Genomic DNA, 18,537 nt, shown 5'->3' with positions numbered 1-18,537 from the left:
AATTTGCCTGGCGGCTTTAGCGCGGTGGTCCCACCTGACCCCATGCCGAACTCAGAAGTGAAACGCCGTAGCGCCGATGGTAGTGTGGGGTCTCCCCATGTGAGAGTAGGGAACTGCCAGGCATCAATTAGAAGAACCCCGTACCGAAAGGTGCGGGGTTTTTTGCTTTGTGCGCCAGAAATCATGCCGGATGACGGCTTCGCCTTATCCTGCCTGCAAAATCCGTAGGCCCGGTAAGCGCAGCGCCACCGGGCAGACCAGACCGCACGATCTTACTGGAAAGAGATACAGGAATATAAAAACAGGGAAGGTTTTGATAAACGCAGAAAAGCAAAAACCCAGCCATAGGCTGGGTTCTTTAAATAGTGGTGCCCGGACTCGGAATCGAACCAAGGACACGGGGATTTTCAATCCCCTGCTCTACCGACTGAGCTATCCGGGCAACGGAGCGCATTAAACCGCAATCGCGCCTTATCGTCAACATTATTTCGGGAAAAGCTGTTCAATTGCTTAACTTTGCGGCAATCTGATGGTTTACGCGTCGAATACGTCAAATTTAACAGGTTCGCTTACGTTAACGCCCCGCCCATACGGCACTGAGCAAAGCGCAGAATATCTTCTGCCAGTCGGTGCGCCGTATCCACATCGGCCTGGCTACGGTTCACCAGCATGCGGCTCAGGCACCCCTCCAGCACCAGCTCCATCTGTTTCGCCACCATTGCCGGGTCATCCACTTCAAGACGGGTCAGCAGCTCGTGAGTGAAGTCATGCGCAGCCCGTTTTTGCTGATCCGCCAACTGATGGACAGGATGGTCGGGATCGGGATAGAACGTACAGGCCGCAATAAACAGGCAGCCCGGATAGCGGTTGTTGCTGACACATTCCGTTAGGGCGGTATAGCGCGCCAGAAGCTTTTGTTCCGCAGTCAGTTCTTCATTCAGCATCAGCTGCCTGCGCCAGATATCAACCTGCTGGCTGAGATAGCGCAGAGCATCATAAACGAGCGCCTCTTTATCCGGCCAGAAGCGCTTAAGATCATCCAGGGGGTAATCGATACGGTCGGCTACCATCTCAAGCGTGGTGCTGGCGATCCCATAAATCTCAAGTAATTGCAGGGCTTGTCCCAGTACGTCTTCACGTTGCACGGTTATCTCCTCCGCTATTCCCAACGGTATGTTCCGTTTAAAGTGTTGTTTACGGTTGGCGATTGCGCAAATGCGCGCTAAATGCCGCTGCATCCATAAACCCGGTTACACGCTGTTCTGGCTGCTCCTGACCCTGTTGATTGAAGAACAGAATGGTTGGCAGCCCGAGCACGTTAAGCTGTTTTAGCAGAGCCTTATCCTGCGCATTATTGGCGGTTACGTTCGCCTGGAGCAGAACCGTCTCTTTCAGGGCATTTTGCACCTGTGGATCGCTAAAGGTGTATTTTTCAAACTCTTTGCAGGCGACGCACCAGTCGGCATAGAGATCGAGCATCACCGGTTTGCCCTTCGCCTGCGCAAGCGCGCTGTTGAGCTCATCGACGTTCTTAATCTGCATAAAGTTCAAATGCGCCTGCGTCTGGCCGACCGGCGAGCCGAACGCCCAATCCTGCAGAGGACGCACGCTCACCAGCGCGGCGGCGAGCAGGAGAATTTGCACCAGGCGCATCCACGCTTTTTTGGCCCCCAGACTGACGATAAATGCCCAGGAGAAGAACGCTACGCCGAGCATCGCCCACAGGCGAGTGCCCCAGACGTCACCCGTAATGCGTTCCAGCAGGAACACCGGCAGCGCCAGAATCACGAAACCAAATGCGGTTTTCACCGTCTCCATCCACGGGCCGCTCTTCGGCAGCAGGCGGTTGCCGAAAACCGTGACCAGAATGAGCGGCAGGCCCATGCCCAGCGCGTAAAGGTACAGCGTACCGCCGCCGAGCCACAGATTGCCGCTCTGGGCGATATAAAGCAGGATGGCGCTCAGCGGGGCAGTGGTGCAAGGGGAGCAAATCAGTCCGGCGATGGCCCCCATCATAAACACGCCGCCTGCCGAACCACCCTGCTGACGATTGCTCATCAGCGTTAAGCGGGTTTGCAGAGCTGACGGTAACTGCAGCGTGAACAGGCCAAACATCGACAGTGCCAGCAGGATAAATATCGCCGACAGGCCAATCAGCACGTACGGGTGCTGAAGTGCGGCCTGGAACTGCAACCCGGCAGCGGCGACCACAAGGCCGAGCGCCGTGTAGGTCAGCGCCATACCCTGCACGTAAATAAAGGCCAGCAGCAGCGCGCGTGCGGTGGAAAGGCGCTGTTTGCCGCCCAGTACGATGCCAGAGATGAGCGGATACATCGGCAGCACGCAGGGGGTAAAGGCAATGCCAATGCCAATCAGTAAGGCCCACAGCGCGGAGAACGGAAGGTCAGCGGTATCCTCATGCTTCTCGCCTGAAGGAAGAGGTGAAATCGTGGGCGACGCTTTCACCTCACTAAGCGGAACCACCTTTGTTTCCGGCGGATAGCAGAATCCGGCATCCGCGCACCCCTGATAGGTCACCGTCAGGGTCGCGCCTTTATCCGCCTGGTTCACCGTAACTGGCACGCTCAGGCGCTGGCGATAGATTTCGCTTTTGCCGTAAAACTCATCTTCATGCCACTCGCCAGCGGGCATCTGTAATGCGCCCACGCTGGCCTGAGCAGGCGTAATGCTCACCTGCTTGCGATAGAGGTAATAGCCCTCTTTCACCTGCCAGTTGAGCGTAAGGTCGTGCTGGTTTTGCTGGAAATCGAAAACAAACGCCCGATCGGCAGGAATGAAGTTCGAACGGCCGGGCGCGTCAAACAGCCCGGCAAAAACTGATGTGCTGCAAAGCAGCAGGATCAGCGTAAGGAAGCGTTGAGCCATGAGAGATAGTCGTTATCGCCATGAACCACTGGCAAGACCAGCAGTTCCGGGGTTTGGTAAGGATGATGAGATTTGAGGCAGTCCAGGAGTGCCTGCTGATTCGCCAGATTGGTTTTAAGCAACATCTGGACTTCGTACTCTTGCTCCAGCTTACCTTCCCAATAGTAAAGAGAGGTAGCGCCGGGGAGGAGCGTGACGCAGGCTGCCCGTTTTTCGGCCAGCACTTTGGCGGCGAGATCCTGGGCAGAAGCTTCATCAGGAGCGGTGCACAGTACGACAACGGCATCAGGCGTGTTCACAAGTCGACCTCCTCATCACGAAAGTCTTCACTATATCACGCAAGACGACTGGTCATTAATGAAACGGGCCGCTGAGCGGCCCGATTTTAACTATTTTTACAACGGCTAACCGTTTACAGCACAATGCCGCCGATGATAAAGCCGAGGACCACGCAAAGCGTAATCGCCACCACGCCCGGGATGAGGAACGCGTGGTTAAACACGTACTTACCGATACGGGTTGAGCCGGTGTCGTCCATCTCCACCGCCGCCAGCAGGGTTGGGTAGGTTGGCAATACGAACAGGGCAGAAACCGCCGCAAAAGAGGCAATTGCCGTCAGCGGCGTCACACCCAGCATCAGCGCCGCAGGCATCAGCGCTTTGGTGGTCGCCGCCTGGGAGTAAAGCAGAGTAGCCGCGAAGAACAGCACGACAGCCAGCAGCCACGGATAGTTGTGCAGCAGGTCACCAGCGACGGTCTGGATATCACTGATGTGCGCTTTCACGAAGGTATCACCAAGCCACGCCACACCCAGTACGCACACGCAGGCGCTCATACCGGATTTGAAGGTGCTGGCGTTCAGCACTTCGCTGGTATCAATTTTACAGGTGATGCTAATCAGCGTCGCGATGGTCAGCATGAACACCACAATCGCTTCGTTACGCGGCAGGACCGGGTTCTGGATCAGCCCCACGGTATCGCTGATGGCGGTCGCATAGAACATGACGGCGACAATACCAATCAGGAACAGCAGCACGGAGCGTTTCGCATGTGGCTTCAGTTCGAAGACCTGGCTGCCGCGCAGGCTCACTTCACCTTTTGCCAGACGCTCCTGATAAACCGGATCGTCTTTCAGTTCAGCACCGAGGAAGTTACACAGCACGGCGGTAATCATCACCGCAATCAGCGTCACCGGAATGCAGATCGCCAGCAGCGTCAGGTAGCTCACGCCCATCGGCTCCAGGATACCGGCGAAGAAGACCACCGCCGCGGAAATCGGCGAGGCGGTAATCGCGATCTGGGACGCGACGACGGCAATAGAGAGCGGACGCGACGGACGGATGCCCTGTTCTTTCGCCACTTCGGTGATCACCGGCAGCGTGGAGAAAGCGGTGTGGCCAGTACCGGCGAGAATGGTCATAAACCAGGTCACCAGCGGAGCAAGGAAGGTTATGTATTTCGGGTGGCGTCGTAACATGCGCTCCGCCAGGCTCACCAGGTAGTCCATACCGCCTGCCACCTGCATGGCGGCAATAGCGGCAATGACTGCCATGATGATTTCGATAACGTCGAACGGGATTGCGCCGGGTTTAATCTGAAAGATAAGGGTAAGAACGAGCACTCCAAGACCGCCGGCAAAACCGATGCCGATACCCCCGAGTCGTGCTCCCAAATAAATCGCCAACAAGACGATGACGAGTTCTGCTCCAAACATAAGGACCTGCCTTGCTTATTAACAAGTTGATATTGAATTGTTGTATTTTGGTAACGCCTAAAAAGAAAAAAGGCACGTCACAAGTGACGTGCCTTAAGAAGCCTAGCCTGAACGGTTACTGTTCGCTTTCATCGGTATATCGTTTCGCTTTATAGGCCGGGTGCATCAGGTTCTGGGCTGAGAAAATATCGTCCAGCTCGGCTTCGGTCAACAGCCCGCGCTCCAGCACCACTTCACGCACGCTCTTACCGGTTTCGGCGCAAATCTTACCGACGATGTCGCCGTTATGGTGCCCGATGAACGGGTTGAGGTAGGTGACGATCCCGATGGAGTTATAGACATAACCCTCGCAGACTTCTTTATTCGCCGTGATGCCGTTGATGCATTTTTCCAGCAGGTTGTAGCAGGCGTTGGTCAGAATGTGGATAGATTCAAACATCGCCTGGCCAATGACTGGCTCCATCACGTTCAGCTGCAGCTGACCCGCTTCAGAGGCCATGGTCACGGTCGTATCGTTACCGATGACTTTGAAGCACACCTGATTCACTACTTCTGGCACAACCGGGTTCACCTTGGCTGGCATGATGGACGAACCTGCCTGCAGTTCTGGCAGGTTGATTTCATTCAGGCCAGCGCGCGGGCCGGAAGAGAGCAGGCGCAGGTCGTTACAAATTTTGGACAGTTTCACCGCCAGACGTTTCAGCGCGCTGTGTACCATGACGTAGGCGCCGCAGTCGGAGGTCGCTTCAATCAGGTCTTCTGCAGGCACAACCGGCAGGTTGGACACTTCAGCCAGCTTCTGTACCGCCAGCTGCTGATAGCCATCCGGGGTGTTCAGACGCGTACCGATGGCGGTAGCACCCAGGTTCACTTCCAGCAGCAGCTCGGAGGTGCGCAGCAGATTTTTAGTCTCTTCGTTCAGCAGGACGTTAAACGCGTGGAATTCCTGGCCGAGGGTCATCGGCACCGCATCCTGCAGCTGGGTACGACCCATTTTCAGAATGTCCTGGAACTCAACCGCTTTACGCTGGAAGCCATCGCCCAGTTGGTTGATCGCATCCACCAGTTTCACCACGGAGGCATACACCGCGATACGGAAGCCGGTAGGGTACGCGTCGTTGGTGGACTGGCATTTATTGACGTGGTCGTTCGGGTTCAGGTACTGGTATTCACCTTTCTGGTGACCCATCAGCTCCAGGCCAATGTTTGCCAGTACTTCGTTGGTATTCATGTTGACGGAGGTGCCCGCGCCGCCCTGATAGACGTCAACCGGGAACTGATCCATACATTTGCCGTTGTTCAGCACTTCATCGCAGGCTGCGATAATCGCATTTGCCGCGCTTTTAGGAATGGTTTGCAGCTCTTTGTTGGCCAGGGCTGCGGCTTTCTTCACCATCACCATGCCACGAACAAACTCAGGGATGTCGCTGATTTTGCTGTTGCTGATGTAGAAGTTTTCAATCGCTCTCAGAGTGTGGACACCGTAGTAGGCATCCGCTGGAACTTCCCTGGTACCCAACAAGTCTTCTTCGATACGAATGTTGTTTAACATGTGAACCTTCTTTTCAAGCTGCCGATGGATTGTACTAAACACACAGTATTTATGTGGTTTTGAATATTTTCTGACCGACGATTATTCCCTCAATCAGCCAGATGCTCGAGATCATATGCTGATGATAGCGAATTGCCGTAAGCTGGATCACTTATTATCGAGCCGATTCCATGATAATTATTAATCTGTGAAATGGGTCACCGCTTTAATATTTCCAAAAAAAATATCCGTGCAAACTGATTGAATTTTCGCTAACCGTCACCATCTCATACAAACGCGCGTCGCGAACACATTCAGACAGGGGCCGATGGCCTCTGCCACACAGGAGATGCCAGTGCGCTGGATACCGTTTATTGCTTTCTTTCTCTATGTTTACATTGAGATTTCCATTTTCATCCAGGTTGCCCATGTGCTGGGCGTCCTGCTGACGCTGATTCTGGTGATTTTCACCTCCGTCATCGGCATGTCGCTGGTGCGTAATCAGGGTTTCAAAAATTTCCTGATAATGCAGCAAAAGATGGCCGCAGGCGAAAGCCCGGCGGAAGAGATGATCAAAAGCGTGTCGTTGATTATTGCGGGGCTGCTGCTGATTCTGCCCGGGTTCTTTACCGACTTCCTCGGCCTTCTGCTGCTTCTGCCGCCGGTGCAAAAGCACCTGACCATGAAGCTGCTGCCGCATCTGCGCTTTAGCCGTATGCCGGGCGGTGGGTTCAGCACCGGGCCAGGCGACACGTTTGAAGGGGAATATCAGCGTAAGGATGAACAGCACGACCGTCTGGATCACAAAGACGATCGGTGATTTTGTTGCCCGGTGGCGCTTCGCTTACCGGGCCTACTAAAGCGCCAGCCACAACACCGCCAGCATGACGATGGCGTACATACTTTTCCACCCCACCATTGCCAGCAACAGCAGGCACAGTAGCCCCCCGACAAGCGCCAGTGCTTTATAACGACCTTTCAGCAGACGACAACCTGCCAGCATGCACAGCAGGTAGATCATGATGAAAATGCCGTTGGCGTAGACGAGCAGCGTATCCAGATTGACCTTCAGGGCGTAAATGCACAGCGTACTCAGCACGCAGCAGCCCAGTACGGCATTCAGGGCATTCAGCGGCAGCTGGCGTTTAGACAGGCGCGCGAGGCGGTTATCAGGTTTATCCAGCGCCTGCGACCACACCAGACGGGCAAAGCTCTGGATATAAATGTTGAGGCTGGCAAAACAGGCCAGATAGCCGATAACGCAGGCGATCCACAGCGCCTTCACACCAAACAGTTCAACCACGATACCCGGCAGCGATGCCGCGGCGGCGAGATCGGCTCCGAAAGCCTTGAAGTGCAACACCAGCACGGTACACGCCCAGTACACCGTGCCTGCCAGCAGCAGGCCGATCATCAGTGCGCGGGGGAAATCACGTTCAGGCTGCTTAAATTCCGACGCCAGATGAGCAAAGGCTTCCAGACCGACAAAACACCAGAACATGACGGAGAGCGCGGCAAAAAGCTGTGAGTGGTCGACGTCTGTCACGGCCGGAAAGGGAATCTCTTTTACGGTGATATCGCCCGCCCACCAGATAGCGGCAACGAGCGCGACAATCAGCACCGCAACCAGTGTCTGCAGGTTGGCGCTGGAGCGGGCTCCGCGTGAACCCACCCACCAGACGATAGCCAGCGTACCCAGTTCGGCCAACAGCAACTGCTCGTCATGCCAGCCAAACAGCGCCTGGCCAAAGCCGGTTGCAATGTGCAGCGCCGCAGGAAGCCCAACCGGAATAACGGAGAGAAACAGCCAGCCGGTCACACGCTCCAGTCGCGGGCCAAATGCCAGCCCGACAAAATGCGCCACGCCGCCCGCGCTGGGGAAATGCCGCCCCAGGATGGCAAACACAATGGCAATCGGGAAAACCAATACAATCAGAACGGGCCACGCCCACAGACTGTTATTTCCGGCTACCAGTGCCGCCAGTGCAGGTACGGCGAACACGCCCGTCCCTAATAAGGAGGTTGAGAGCAGGCCGACGCCCTGCGCCAGCCCCAACTCCTGCTTGAGTCCACTCATTGACATCGTCCTGCCAATTCCAAAAGAGAGGCGATGGTAACACTTTCGCAAAATTTTTTTTCAACTCCCCCTTGAAGGGGTAAAAAGCTATCCCCATCTCTCAGGGCACTAGTCGGAAAACCGCATGCGGGCCGGCGTCATCCATAACTGATAATGACTTTCTCAAAGGAGAGCTATCAATGAGTATTCGTCCGTTACATGATCGTGTGATCGTCAAACGTAAAGAAGTTGAAACCAAGTCTGCTGGCGGCATCGTTCTGACCGGTTCTGCAGCAGCCAAATCAACGCGTGGCGAAATCATCGCTGTCGGTAAGGGCCGCATCCTGGAAAACGGAACTGTGCAGCCACTGGACGTTAAAGTTGGTGACATCGTAATTTTCAACGATGGCTACGGCGTGAAATCCGAGAAGATCGACAATGAAGAAGTGTTGATCATGTCCGAGAGCGACATTCTGGCAATTGTTGAAGCGTAATTTACGCACGAGAATTTGAGGAAATAAGAACATGGCAGCTAAAGACGTAAAATTCGGTAACGACGCTCGTGTAAAAATGCTCCGCGGCGTAAACGTACTGGCAGATGCAGTTAAAGTGACCCTGGGCCCGAAAGGCCGTAACGTAGTGCTGGATAAATCCTTCGGCGCGCCAACCATCACCAAAGACGGTGTTTCCGTAGCACGTGAAATCGAGCTGGAAGACAAGTTCGAAAACATGGGTGCGCAGATGGTGAAAGAAGTGGCCTCTAAAGCGAACGACGCTGCAGGCGACGGTACCACCACCGCGACCGTTCTGGCGCAGGCCATCATCACCGAAGGTCTGAAAGCCGTTGCGGCGGGCATGAACCCAATGGATCTGAAACGTGGTATCGACAAAGCTGTCGCCTCCGCTGTGGAAGAACTGAAAGCGCTGTCCGTACCGTGCTCTGACTCTAAAGCGATTGCTCAGGTTGGTACCATCTCCGCTAACTCCGACGAAACCGTAGGTAAACTGATCGCGGAAGCGATGGACAAAGTCGGTAAAGAAGGCGTGATCACCGTTGAAGACGGTACCGGTCTGGAAGACGAACTGGACGTGGTTGAAGGTATGCAGTTCGACCGCGGTTACCTGTCCCCATACTTCATCAACAAGCCAGAGACTGGCGCTGTTGAGCTGGAAAGCCCGTTCATCCTGCTGGCTGACAAAAAAATCTCCAACATCCGCGAAATGCTGCCAGTGCTGGAAGCCGTTGCTAAAGCAGGCAAACCGCTGGTTATCATCGCTGAAGATGTTGAAGGCGAAGCGCTGGCGACCCTGGTGGTTAACACCATGCGCGGCATCGTGAAAGTGGCTGCGGTTAAAGCACCTGGCTTCGGCGATCGTCGTAAAGCGATGCTGCAGGATATCGCTACCCTGACCGGCGGTACCGTCATCTCCGAAGAGATCGGTATGGAGCTGGAAAAAGCGACCCTGGAAGACCTGGGCCAGGCAAAACGCGTTGTGATCAACAAAGACACCACTACCATCATCGATGGCGTGGGTGAAGAAGCCGCTATTCAGGGCCGCGTAGGTCAGATCCGTAAGCAGATCGAAGAAGCGACTTCCGATTACGACCGTGAAAAACTGCAGGAGCGCGTAGCGAAACTGGCAGGCGGCGTTGCGGTAATCAAAGTCGGTGCTGCGACAGAAGTTGAAATGAAAGAGAAAAAAGCACGCGTTGACGATGCCCTGCACGCGACCCGTGCTGCGGTAGAAGAAGGCGTGGTTGCGGGTGGTGGCGTTGCGCTGGTGCGCGTTGCCGCTAAACTGGCTGGCCTGACCGCTCAGAACGAAGACCAGAACGTGGGTATCAAAGTTGCGCTGCGCGCAATGGAAGCGCCTCTGCGTCAGATCGTGTCTAACGCCGGTGAAGAGCCATCTGTGGTAGCAAACAAGGTTAAAGCGGGCGAAGGTAACTACGGTTACAACGCGGCAACTGAAGAATACGGCAACATGATCGACTTCGGTATCCTGGACCCAACTAAAGTGACCCGTTCTGCTCTGCAGTACGCGGCCTCTGTTGCTGGTCTGATGATCACTACCGAATGCATGGTGACCGACCTGCCTAAAGGCGATGCGCCTGACTTAGGTGCTGCTGGCATGGGCGGCATGGGTGGAATGGGCGGCATGATGTAATCATGTTGTTCTGAACCTCTCAGAACGAACCCCGGGCAGAAATGCCCGGGGTTTTTTATTGCGTGCTATTCGAAAGTCCCTTTGACACACACGGCACCTTCACGCACCATCTGGCGGCCTTTGGCCCAGACCTCGCAAATCTTCAGATCGTCCGTCAGTACCAGGAAATCCGCGTCGCATCCGGGCGCGAGCCGTCCCTTATGCTCCAGCCCGAGAAACGCCGCCACGTTTCGCGTAAAGGGAAGAAGCGCCTCTTCCAGCGGCAGCTGATGCCGGCTGACCAGCTGCTGCAGCGTTTCGAGCAGGGATTCGAACCCCGCCACGCCCATCCCCACCAGATTGCCGCTCTCATCAAATTTCGGCTGACTGCCGTTGCCGTCCGAACTGAGCGTAAGCCGGTTAAACGGCACCTGCGCCTCGCGGGCCATCACGATGGCGCTGGCGGCGTCAATCGGTTCACTGATGCTGGTCGTGATGTCGATAAAGCCGCCTTCGCGGGCATAGCTCAGCGCGGCAAGGAACAGCGCCTGGGCGCGGTTTACGTGCGTTGGCAGCAGTTTCACGCGCGGAACGTCGGCGTTATTCAGGATGCTAAACAGCGGCTCCAGCAGCTTTGGGCTGTTGCCGAGGTGAAACACGGAAATACCCGCTTTGGCACCCAACAGCCCGCCTACGCGTGACTGGGCAGCCATACTGGCGAGCTGGTCCTCGGCTGGCGCGGAAGAACGATGGTCAGAGATCGCGCATTTCACGCCAATGATTTTATCAATCAGCGCCACGTCTTTTTCGACACTGCCGGTGATGGTCGGCGAAGGCAGCCCGTACGCCCCCGTCAGCATCCATGCGCTGATCCCTTCATGCTCAAGCGCCCGCGTTTTTGCCAGCAGCGATTCAGGATGCCGGGTCACGCCGTCGGTGCCTAGCAGGCCAACAACCGAGGTGATGCCTGCGGCAACGAGTGCAGACAGGCGAACCTCTGGCGTGCGGGTGTGAGGGCCCGCCTCACCGCCGCCACCGATCAAATGCACATGCTGGTCGATAAACCCCGGGCAAACCACCGCCCCAGCCAGATCGCTTTCCGGGCAGTCTGGCCTCGTTGTTCCGTGGTTCGCTTTTTCGATCGCCACGATTTTTCCCGCAGCGATCAGCAGATCGCAACGTCCCTTATCCTCCGGGGCGTAGAGATGTGCGTTGCGGAAAAGGTGAGGGTTCAGCACTGAAAAATCCATTTTTATCTCCTCAGAAGAGTAGCTGCATCACCCACATTGAGAGCAGGGCATTAATGACACAAAGAGTAATAATATGCGGATAATATTTCGGGTTTACGCCGGCGGTACCCAGGCAGCGGCCGGTGTTTTGCACCGGATTGCCCATCAGGTAGATGGCGGGCAGCAGGATGGTGGCATCGTGGCCGTTGAGCGTGCCGGCGGCGACCAGGCTGGCGCAGACGCCCACGCCGCCGCCCATACTCATCACCGAGGCCAAAAGAACCGTTGCCGCCGCACCCGGAAGGCCCCACAGCGCCATAATTGGCTCGCATATCTTGCCGACTATATCCAGCAGGCCGGTGACCTTGAGCGCCTGAATGATGACAAACGCCATGACGACGTTCGGCAACAGGCTGGTGGTGGCGATGGTAAAGCCGCGCCGGGCGCCATCAATAAACATATCCATGATATTTTTACGCGGCTGGGCGATCATGTTCTTCCTCCTGAATGCGGCGATCTTCCATGTGGGCGATCCACAGGCGCAGGACGTTCGCGCCAACGAATTTAAACATCAGAATAACGGCCAGCGGCGTAATCACCGGGATGGTGATAACGGTGAAGAGCGCGGCACCGGAAGAAAAATAGTTGGTAATGATGGCGCTACCGCTGGTCTGAAAGGTGGCGAAAATAGCGCGCTCCTGGTCCGTAATCGCGCCTTCATCGGTTAACTCTTTGGTCATCCCTGCCGCCGCATCGGTGTTTTGCAGGTTGGCTATCAGCGCCAGGGAGCAAACGCCCGGCACACCAAGCAGCGGACGTAAAATGGGGGTCATAAGCTGCTGTGCGGCACGCAGCCCGCCCAGACCTTCGGTGACGGCAATGATACCGAGCGATAAAATGACCGAGGGAGCCAGCTCAAGGGCAAAGAGGAAACCGTCTTTCGCCCCCGTTCCGCCCGTTCCGCGAAACGTCAGAGCGCCGTTGACCGGGCCAAAGCTGCCGTTTAAGACGGTAAAATCCAGCACGCGCCACCATTCGGTGCTTTTGGCGAAAAAGCCCGAGAAAAAAACGATGGTAAGTACAAACGCCACATAACCCACCCATGTCACTTTTTCCTCTCCTGAGGATGATGCACTCATAAAACCTCCTTTTTTAGTCGCGTACAAAAGTTGTACGTTGCATCACTAAAAACGATCGGGGGCTAAAACACGATATCCCAAAGGTTATTATCAGAATTCATTTAAGATGTCGGAGGAGTGCCTCGCGGAATCTGGCTCGCAGAAATGCGCGGGGGTTTTTCTTTTAGTCATCTTTTAGGTATAAGATTTACACACGGACAATTACTGTCCAGCTTATTGAAAACGAGGAATAACATGCGCGTAAAAGTCTGTGCAGGGATTGTAGGGGCAGCATTGCTGCTGGCGGGTTGTAGCTCCAGCAATGAGCTGTCGGCAGCGGGCCAGGGCGTTCGCTTTGTGGAAGATAAGCCTGGCAGTGAATGCCAGCTGTTAGGCACGGCAACCGGTGAACAAAGTAACTGGATGTCGGGTCAGCACGGTGAGGAAGGCGGTTCTATGCGCGGAGCGGCGAATGCCCTGCGTAATCAGGCTGCGGCAATGGGCGGCAACGTGATTTACGGCGTAAGTAGCCCAACGCAGAGTATGCTGTCCAGCTTCGTGCCGACCGCCAGCCAGATGACGGGCCAGGTCTATAAGTGCCCGAACTGATGTAATGTGCTAATGGCGCTGCGCCCGGCCCTGTAGGGCGGGTAAGCGTAGCGCCACCTGCCTTTTTAGTGCTGCCGCAGCTGCAAATCGAGCGGCGTCTTGCTCGGCTCTCCGCCAATCTCGCGTGCCAGCTTCGGCACCATATAGCCTGAAACCAGCGTTAACAGTTCGCGCATAATCTGCCGGGCTTCTTCATCCGTCACCATGAAATGCGCCGCGCCCTGAACGCGATCCAGCACGTGCAGGTAATACGGCATCACGCCCGCATCAAACAGGGCATTGCTCAGATCGGCCAGCACGCGGGCGCTGTCATTCACGCCGCGCAGCAGCACGCTCTGGTTCAGCAGCGTCACGCCCGCTTTACGCAGTCGCGCCATCGCCGCGCGAAACGCATCGTCAATTTCGTTCGCGTGATTAATATGATTCACCAGCAGGACCTGCAGGCGAGATTGCTCCAGGCGTGCCACCAGGCCGTCGGTGATACGTGCCGGAATAACAATCGGTAAGCGGCTATGAATGCGCAGGCGCTTAATGTGCGGGATGGCTTCAAGCTGAGTCAGCAGCCAGTCCAGCTCATGATCTTTCGCCATCAACGGGTCACCGCCGGAAAAAATAATCTCATCCAGCTCCGGATGGGCGGCGATATAGTCCAGCGCGACCTGCCAGTTGCGTTTATTGCCCTGGTTTTCGGCATAGGGGAAGTGCCGACGGAAGCAATAACGACAATTTACCGCACAGCCGCCTTTTACCAGCAGCAGGGCGCGGTTGAGATACTTGTGCAATAAACCCGGCACCACGCTGTTCTGCTCTTCCAGCGGATCGGTGCTGTATCCCGGCGCAGTAATGAATTCATCCTGCGAAGTAAGCGTTTGTTTTAATAGCGGATCGTCGGGGTTGCCTTTCTCCATCCGCGCCACAAACGCACGGGGAACGCGCAGGGCGAAAAGGCGCTTTGCCTCGCGGCCTGCAAGCAACTCTGGGTGCTGATCGAGGTCTAAAAGACGCAGCAATTCATCAGGACTGGTGATTACATCGGCAAGTTGCGATAACCAATCTTCTCTGGACGGGGTGTTTAGGGTTACAATATGCGCCATTTTGTGGCTTAGCTACCAGTTAACAAATTTAGAGGGCCTTATGGCAACGTACTATAGCAACGATTTTCGTGCTGGTCTTAAAATCATGATGGACGGCGAACCGTACGCGGTTGAAGCCAGCGAATTCGTTAAACCAGGTAAAGGCCAGGCATTCGCACGCGTTAAGCTGCGCCGTCTGCTGACCGGTACCCGTGTTGAGAAAACCTTCAAGTCTACTGACTCTGCTGAAGGCGCTGATGTTGTTGATATGAACCTGACCTATCTGTACAACGATGGCGAGTTCTGGCATTTCATGAACAACTCCACTTTCGAACAGCTGTCTGCTGATGAGAAAGCGGTAGGTGACAGCGCTAAATGGCTGCTGGATCAGGCTGAGTGCATCGTGACCCTGTGGAACGGCCAGCCTATCGCAGTGACCCCACCAAACTTCGTAGAACTGGAAATCGTTGAAACCGATCCAGGTCTGAAGGGTGATACCGCAGGTACCGGCGGTAAGCCAGCCAAACTGTCTACCGGCGCAGTGGTGAAAGTGCCACTGTTCGTACAGACTGGCGAAGTGATCAAAGTGGATACCCGCTCCGGCGAATACGTATCCCGCGTGAAGTAATTTACGTATGATTGAAGGCGCAGCGCCCGCTGCGCCCGATTTTTTGCAGGCAGGGATGATGAAACGTACCGTTAAAATTCTGCTTCTGTTAGCGCTCTCCAGTGCATTGCTTTCTGGCTGTAACACCACGCGTGGAATGGGACAAGATATCCAGGATCTGGGTCATATCATTTCTCACGCCGCCAGCTAAGTTCGTCTAATTTTCCTAAAAATGCTTCCTCTTCCGTCAACCGGCGGGATTTTGTCTATTCTTAAGTTGCTATACACAAAACAACTTTGGCTATAAAAGGAAGATATTATGGTTAAGAAGACAATTGCAGCGATCTTTTCAGTCTTGGTACTTTCTTCAGTGTTAACGGCCTGTAATACCACGCGTGGCGTCGGTCAGGATATTTCTGAAGGTGGTAGCGCAATCTCTGGTGCGGCAACAAAAGCTCAGCAGTAATGAATAAACGGTACGGGACCAGCCGGGTTTCGTACCGTCAGCTTTCTGATTCCTGCAGGGATAAGAACGGAGAAAAACGCGTATCCATATGTAATTTCATGCGGATATTGCGTTTATAGGTATAAACCGTTTTTCCGTTGATGCTCAGGTGAGCGGCAATTTTTTGATTGCTCGCGCCGTCCATCCATAACGTCAGCACCTTCTCTTCCTGTCGGGTCAGCAAGGGAGCCGCCGCCGTTGGCCTGTCAGCGCTGGCGCGCGAAATTAACGCGTCGTTGATAACCGTTGCCACCTCTTCGAGACTGGCGTTTTTTAACAGCGACGACCAGACCGGAAACTTCCCAAGCCAGTCGGTCATCCCGCTGTCCTCTCCCGACTGCAGCAAAATAAACGGTAATCGTTCACTGGCGTTAAGCAGGGAAGAGAGCTGCTGAAAATGGTGAATATCCTGCCTGAAGCCGTACAGGTCAGCGATAACCAGCGTTGGTTTCCATTGCAGAATGTGTTCTCTGGCAAGAAACAGATTATTCAGCCCGGTCACAACGTAGTGTCCCGGGAACAAACCGGAATGATTGAGCCATGCTTCAAACCCCGCGCGGGTGAAGTGACAACGGTCAATCAAAAGAATTTTGAACATATTTTATTCGCAGTCGGCTAGTGGTTTGGCTTCCTGCCATCAGAAAGCACATCATCATAGAGAAGTCGGATGAGTGCTAAAAGCCGGAACTCCGCGCCATACTGCGGCTATTTCTTGCCTTAACGTGTTCAGCAAAAAAGGATTGAAAAAAAATAGCACGCTAACCACAATAGGTGGCGTAATCTCTGCCTTACGGGACGACCCGTAAGCGTTTCTTTCACCGGGGACGGCCCCAACTTGCATTAAGTTAAGGAGCCTGACATGTCCTGGATCATTCTTTTTATTGCTGGCCTGCTCGAAGTGGTATGGGCGATTGGTCTCAAGTACACCCACGGATTTACCCGCCTGACGCCCAGCGTCATTACCGTTACCGCCATGATCGTCAGTATTGTTCTGCTATCCTGGGCGATGCGCTCTCTGCCTGTGGGAACGGCTTATGCCGTCTGGACGGGTATTGGCGCAGTGGGGGCCGCCATCACCGGCATTCTGCTACTCGGCGAGTCAGCGAGTCTGGCGCGTATCGCCAGCCTCGCTCTGATTGTGGCCGGGATCGTTGGGCTTAAGCTCAGCACCCACTAATGGGGCTGATTTACCCAGATAAGTTTTGATACATCAAACCCTTGCCGGGTCGCGACGTCCAGCATCTGCTGCTTCATTTCGGGTGAAATAGTTGGCGTGCGGGAGAGTATCCACAGGTAGTCGCGATCCGGCCCACAGACCAGCGCATGGCGATACGCTTTGTCGAGCGCTATCACGTTATAACCGCCATAAAACGGACCAAAGAAAGAGACCTTAAGCGCGGCCCGCCGCGGGTCGCCAGTGAAGTACGCTTTTCCCACCGACTGCTGCCACATCTCCCGATCGGGATTATAGCCCCGGTTGATCACCTGAATACCGCCATCATCCATCGGACTGTAATTCGCCGTGACCTTCTCTAAACCCTGCTCAAACCGATGGTCGAGGCGCGCGATTTCATACCATGTTCCAAGGAAGCGTTGTGCATCAAAAGGCGTGACGACGGTGACGCCAGGAGGCGGGGTAGGGGAACTGCAGGCAACCACTAAAAACGCGGCTGTCACCGCGGCGATAACAGGCAGAATGCGCATAGGAGTTTCCTTACTGTTTTTTGTTAAGTGTAGATGACAGCAGGAAAAATGCGGAAGATTGTGCGGCGAATTTCGCCGCACACCGTGGTTTTGAAGGCCGGGTAAGGCGAAGCCGCCACCCGGCAATGTTTTACTGCAGCGCGTCGAGGATACGGTATGCCGCCTCAACGCGTGCCGGGTTCGGATAGCTTTTATTCGCCAGCATCACAATGCCGAGCTGCTTTTCAGGAATAAATGCCACGTAGCTGCCAAACCCACCCGTCGAGCCTGTTTTATGGACCCAGGAGGCCTTAACCGGCGGCGCGGGTGGATTCACTTCTGCCACGGGCAATGGTGCCAGCGCCACCTTGTTATCACTGCCTCCGACGACGGTTTTGGCATCGACCGGCCAGTTGAGCATCTCCCAGCCCAACCCCTGATACATGGCCCCCACGCGCCAGTAGCGAGACTGCGCCAGAGCAATGCCTTGCTTGAGTGAGGGAGCCTGAAGAGAATCCGGCTTCATGTTGGCTATCACCCAGCTCGCCATATCCTTCACGTTAGTTTTTACGCCATAGGCTTCTGCGTCCAGCATCCCTGGCGAAACGTGGACCGCTTTACCCTCACGGTATCCCCAGGCGTAATGCGCCTCTTCCGCTTTCGGGACGTTAATCCAGGTATGGTCCAGCTTGAGGGGTTTAAAGACCCGCGTCGTCATGGCCTGCTCATAGCTCATGCCGGAAGGTTTAACCGCCAGCGCACCAAAAAGACCGATGCTGGCGTTAGCGTAAAGACGCGTGGTGCCCGGCTTCCACTGCGGCTGCCAGTTTTGATAAAAGCGCAGCAGAGAGGCGGTATCCGTGACCTCATCCGGCACCTGTAACGGCAGACCGCCTGCGGTATAGGTTGCCAGATCCAGCATGCGAATGCCCTGCCACTGCTTGCCCGTGAGCTCAGGCCAGTATTTTGCTACCGGATCGCCCAGCGCTATTTCACCCCGGGCAATGGCTTCGCCGCCCAGTACGCCGGTGAAGGTTTTACTTATAGAGCCCAGCTCAAACAGGGTTTGCGGGGTGACGGGTTTGTTCGCCGCAACATCGGCTTTACCGAAGGTAAAGTAGTGTGGCTGACCCTGATAAATTACCGCCACCGCCATACCCGGAATGGCCTGCGCGTTCATCAGCGGCGTAACGGTACGTTCCACCAACTCAGCCAGCTGTTTTTCGGACATCGGTGCGGCGAATGCAGAGCTGGTGACGCTGAGCAGCAGGGCACAGCTTAGGGATTTTGTCATCATCGGTTATCTTCCGTAATAGCTGTTCAAGGGAGTGTCCGGGCCCGTCAGACCGCTGTAGTCTGTTGGATTTGACTGTGGCTG

The 18,537-nt window shown here is 55.2% G+C and carries 21 protein-coding genes, 1 tRNA gene and 1 rRNA gene; 9 read left to right on the top strand and 14 right to left on the bottom strand.

The window, feature by feature from the left end; genetic code table 11:
- Positions 1–6 precede the first annotated feature (6 nt).
- Positions 7–122: ribosomal RNA gene (rrf, locus tag LLF79_RS18040) — 5S ribosomal RNA — on the top strand.
- A 244-nt stretch (positions 123–366) separates the two neighbouring features.
- Here rrf and LLF79_RS18035 read toward each other — a convergent pair.
- The 6 genes from LLF79_RS18035 to aspA all read right to left on the bottom strand — a co-directional run bounded on the left by LLF79_RS18035 (position 367) and on the right by aspA (position 6,152).
- Positions 367–442, bottom strand: a tRNA-Phe gene (locus LLF79_RS18035).
- A 127-nt stretch (positions 443–569) separates the two neighbouring features.
- Complete coding sequence (locus tag LLF79_RS18030) at positions 570–1,145, bottom strand: transcriptional regulator (protein ID WP_021240733.1); 576 nt, start codon at positions 1,143–1,145, stop codon at positions 570–572.
- A 49-nt stretch (positions 1,146–1,194) separates the two neighbouring features.
- The gene (locus LLF79_RS18025) at positions 1,195–2,886 is read right to left on the bottom strand and encodes a protein-disulfide reductase DsbD (protein ID WP_023293470.1); all 1,692 of its coding nucleotides are present in this window, start codon (positions 2,884–2,886) and stop codon (positions 1,195–1,197) included.
- On the bottom strand, positions 2,862–3,185 hold the full coding sequence (gene cutA / locus LLF79_RS18020; RefSeq protein WP_008502950.1) for a divalent cation tolerance protein CutA: 324 nt from the start codon (positions 3,183–3,185) through the stop codon (positions 2,862–2,864). Before cutA ends, LLF79_RS18025 begins: the two co-directional genes overlap by 25 nt.
- Positions 3,186–3,298: 113 nt before the next feature.
- A complete protein-coding gene (locus tag LLF79_RS18015; protein ID WP_008502949.1) occupies positions 3,299–4,600 on the bottom strand; it encodes an anaerobic C4-dicarboxylate transporter in 1,302 nt (433 codons plus the stop codon).
- 115 nt (positions 4,601–4,715) lie between these two features.
- Complete coding sequence (aspA, locus tag LLF79_RS18010; protein ID WP_003855923.1) at positions 4,716–6,152, bottom strand: aspartate ammonia-lyase; 1,437 nt, start codon at positions 6,150–6,152, stop codon at positions 4,716–4,718.
- Between the two features lie 334 nt (positions 6,153–6,486).
- Between aspA and LLF79_RS18005 the strand changes: the two genes are divergently transcribed.
- Entirely contained in the window at positions 6,487–6,951 is a 465-nt protein-coding gene (locus LLF79_RS18005; RefSeq protein WP_023616652.1) for an FxsA family protein, read from the top strand.
- Positions 6,952–6,987: 36 nt separating this feature from the next.
- Here LLF79_RS18005 and yjeH read toward each other — a convergent pair whose 3' ends face one another.
- Entirely contained in the window at positions 6,988–8,208 is a 1,221-nt protein-coding gene (yjeH, locus tag LLF79_RS18000; RefSeq protein WP_039265378.1) for an L-methionine/branched-chain amino acid transporter, read from the bottom strand.
- 179 nt (positions 8,209–8,387) lie between these two features.
- Between yjeH and LLF79_RS17995 the strand changes: the two genes are divergently transcribed.
- Complete coding sequence (locus LLF79_RS17995; RefSeq protein WP_003855929.1) at positions 8,388–8,681, top strand: co-chaperone GroES; 294 nt, start codon at positions 8,388–8,390, stop codon at positions 8,679–8,681.
- Positions 8,682–8,712: 31 nt separating this feature from the next.
- Positions 8,713–10,356, top strand: a complete 1,644-nt coding sequence (gene groL / locus LLF79_RS17990) for a chaperonin GroEL (protein ID WP_008502946.1) — start codon at positions 8,713–8,715, stop codon at positions 10,354–10,356.
- Positions 10,357–10,421: 65 nt separating this feature from the next.
- Here groL and iadA read toward each other — a convergent pair whose 3' ends face one another.
- The 3 genes from iadA to LLF79_RS17975 are packed head-to-tail and all read right to left on the bottom strand — an operon-like array spanning position 10,422 to position 12,703.
- Entirely contained in the window at positions 10,422–11,585 is a 1,164-nt protein-coding gene (gene iadA, locus LLF79_RS17985; protein WP_227880074.1) for a beta-aspartyl-peptidase, read from the bottom strand.
- Between the two features lie 10 nt (positions 11,586–11,595).
- A complete protein-coding gene (locus LLF79_RS17980; RefSeq protein ID WP_023293466.1) occupies positions 11,596–12,057 on the bottom strand; it encodes a YjiG family protein in 462 nt (153 codons plus the stop codon).
- Positions 12,038–12,703, bottom strand: a complete 666-nt coding sequence (locus LLF79_RS17975; RefSeq protein ID WP_023345293.1) for a nucleoside recognition domain-containing protein — start codon at positions 12,701–12,703, stop codon at positions 12,038–12,040. The genes LLF79_RS17980 and LLF79_RS17975 overlap by 20 nt, the downstream gene beginning before the upstream one ends.
- A 234-nt stretch (positions 12,704–12,937) precedes the next feature.
- Here LLF79_RS17975 and LLF79_RS17970 point away from each other — a divergent pair, with 234 nt between their 5' ends.
- The gene (locus LLF79_RS17970) at positions 12,938–13,291 is read left to right on the top strand and encodes a DUF4156 domain-containing protein (RefSeq protein ID WP_008502942.1); all 354 of its coding nucleotides are present in this window, start codon (positions 12,938–12,940) and stop codon (positions 13,289–13,291) included.
- Between the two features lie 65 nt (positions 13,292–13,356).
- Here LLF79_RS17970 and epmB read toward each other — a convergent pair whose 3' ends face one another.
- Positions 13,357–14,385, bottom strand: coding sequence for an EF-P beta-lysylation protein EpmB (epmB, locus tag LLF79_RS17965; RefSeq protein ID WP_008502941.1), 1,029 nt, complete (start codon positions 14,383–14,385; stop codon positions 13,357–13,359).
- 40 nt (positions 14,386–14,425) lie between these two features.
- On the opposite strand from epmB, the gene efp reads away from it, so the two are divergent.
- From efp to ecnB, 3 genes are all read left to right on the top strand, one after another.
- Positions 14,426–14,992 (top strand): elongation factor P, encoded by a 567-nt coding sequence (gene efp, locus LLF79_RS17960; protein ID WP_008502940.1) that lies wholly within the window; start codon positions 14,426–14,428, stop codon positions 14,990–14,992.
- 58 nt (positions 14,993–15,050) lie between these two features.
- On the top strand, positions 15,051–15,182 hold the full coding sequence (locus LLF79_RS17955; protein WP_024907352.1) for an entericidin A/B family lipoprotein: 132 nt from the start codon (positions 15,051–15,053) through the stop codon (positions 15,180–15,182).
- Between the two features lie 108 nt (positions 15,183–15,290).
- Positions 15,291–15,437 carry a lipoprotein toxin entericidin B gene (ecnB, locus tag LLF79_RS17950; protein ID WP_003025482.1) on the top strand — a complete coding sequence of 49 codons (147 nt, stop codon included), beginning with the start codon at positions 15,291–15,293 and terminating at the stop codon, positions 15,435–15,437.
- A 37-nt stretch (positions 15,438–15,474) separates the two neighbouring features.
- Here ecnB and LLF79_RS17945 read toward each other — a convergent pair whose 3' ends face one another.
- Positions 15,475–16,074 carry a LuxR C-terminal-related transcriptional regulator gene (locus LLF79_RS17945; RefSeq protein ID WP_021240725.1) on the bottom strand — a complete coding sequence of 200 codons (600 nt, stop codon included), beginning with the start codon at positions 16,072–16,074 and terminating at the stop codon, positions 15,475–15,477.
- 261 nt (positions 16,075–16,335) lie between these two features.
- On the opposite strand from LLF79_RS17945, the gene sugE reads away from it, so the two are divergent.
- Positions 16,336–16,653, top strand: a complete 318-nt coding sequence (gene sugE / locus LLF79_RS17940; RefSeq protein WP_008502938.1) for a quaternary ammonium compound efflux SMR transporter SugE — start codon at positions 16,336–16,338, stop codon at positions 16,651–16,653.
- Here the strand turns inward: sugE and LLF79_RS17935 are convergent.
- Together LLF79_RS17935 and blaMIR are read right to left on the bottom strand one after the other, a co-directional pair.
- On the bottom strand, positions 16,650–17,180 hold the full coding sequence (locus tag LLF79_RS17935; RefSeq protein WP_023326541.1) for a lipocalin family protein: 531 nt from the start codon (positions 17,178–17,180) through the stop codon (positions 16,650–16,652). The two genes, sugE and LLF79_RS17935, sit on opposite strands and share 4 nt — an antisense overlap.
- 130 nt (positions 17,181–17,310) lie before the next feature.
- Positions 17,311–18,456: an MIR family cephalosporin-hydrolyzing class C beta-lactamase gene (blaMIR, locus tag LLF79_RS17930; protein WP_227880068.1), complete on the bottom strand. Its 1,146-nt coding sequence runs from the start codon at positions 18,454–18,456 to the stop codon at positions 17,311–17,313.
- Between the last annotated feature and the right edge of the window lie 81 nt (positions 18,457–18,537).

It is taken from the genome of Enterobacter cloacae complex sp. 2021EL-01169, from assembly GCF_020733125.1.
GTDB lineage: Bacteria > Pseudomonadota > Gammaproteobacteria > Enterobacterales > Enterobacteriaceae > Enterobacter > Enterobacter roggenkampii.
The sequence above is the reverse complement of the archived record's forward strand: the minus strand, read 5'-3'. Positions and strand labels throughout refer to the sequence as shown.

Excerpts from the sequence above, each read along its gene's own strand:
- LLF79_RS18025 (WP_023293470.1), bottom strand. The coding sequence starts at position 2,886 with ATGGCTCAACGCTTCCTTACGCTGATCCTGCTGCTTTGCAGCACATCA.
- LLF79_RS18015 (WP_008502949.1), bottom strand. The coding sequence starts at position 4,600 with ATGTTTGGAGCAGAACTCGTCATCGTCTTGTTGGCGATTTATTTGGGA.
- aspA (WP_003855923.1), bottom strand. The coding sequence starts at position 6,152 with ATGTTAAACAACATTCGTATCGAAGAAGACTTGTTGGGTACCAGGGAA.
- yjeH (WP_039265378.1), bottom strand. The coding sequence starts at position 8,208 with ATGAGTGGACTCAAGCAGGAGTTGGGGCTGGCGCAGGGCGTCGGCCTG.
- LLF79_RS17995 (WP_003855929.1), top strand. The coding sequence starts at position 8,388 with ATGAGTATTCGTCCGTTACATGATCGTGTGATCGTCAAACGTAAAGAA.
- groL (WP_008502946.1), top strand. The coding sequence starts at position 8,713 with ATGGCAGCTAAAGACGTAAAATTCGGTAACGACGCTCGTGTAAAAATG.
- iadA (WP_227880074.1), bottom strand. The coding sequence starts at position 11,585 with ATGGATTTTTCAGTGCTGAACCCTCACCTTTTCCGCAACGCACATCTC.
- LLF79_RS17980 (WP_023293466.1), bottom strand. The coding sequence starts at position 12,057 with ATGATCGCCCAGCCGCGTAAAAATATCATGGATATGTTTATTGATGGC.
- LLF79_RS17975 (WP_023345293.1), bottom strand. The coding sequence starts at position 12,703 with ATGAGTGCATCATCCTCAGGAGAGGAAAAAGTGACATGGGTGGGTTAT.
- LLF79_RS17970 (WP_008502942.1), top strand. The coding sequence starts at position 12,938 with ATGCGCGTAAAAGTCTGTGCAGGGATTGTAGGGGCAGCATTGCTGCTG.
- epmB (WP_008502941.1), bottom strand. The coding sequence starts at position 14,385 with ATGGCGCATATTGTAACCCTAAACACCCCGTCCAGAGAAGATTGGTTA.
- efp (WP_008502940.1), top strand. The coding sequence starts at position 14,426 with ATGGCAACGTACTATAGCAACGATTTTCGTGCTGGTCTTAAAATCATG.
- LLF79_RS17955 (WP_024907352.1), top strand. The coding sequence starts at position 15,051 with ATGAAACGTACCGTTAAAATTCTGCTTCTGTTAGCGCTCTCCAGTGCA.
- ecnB (WP_003025482.1), top strand. The coding sequence starts at position 15,291 with ATGGTTAAGAAGACAATTGCAGCGATCTTTTCAGTCTTGGTACTTTCT.
- LLF79_RS17945 (WP_021240725.1), bottom strand. The coding sequence starts at position 16,074 with ATGTTCAAAATTCTTTTGATTGACCGTTGTCACTTCACCCGCGCGGGG.
- sugE (WP_008502938.1), top strand. The coding sequence starts at position 16,336 with ATGTCCTGGATCATTCTTTTTATTGCTGGCCTGCTCGAAGTGGTATGG.
- LLF79_RS17935 (WP_023326541.1), bottom strand. The coding sequence starts at position 17,180 with ATGCGCATTCTGCCTGTTATCGCCGCGGTGACAGCCGCGTTTTTAGTG.
- blaMIR (WP_227880068.1), bottom strand. The coding sequence starts at position 18,456 with ATGATGACAAAATCCCTAAGCTGTGCCCTGCTGCTCAGCGTCACCAGC.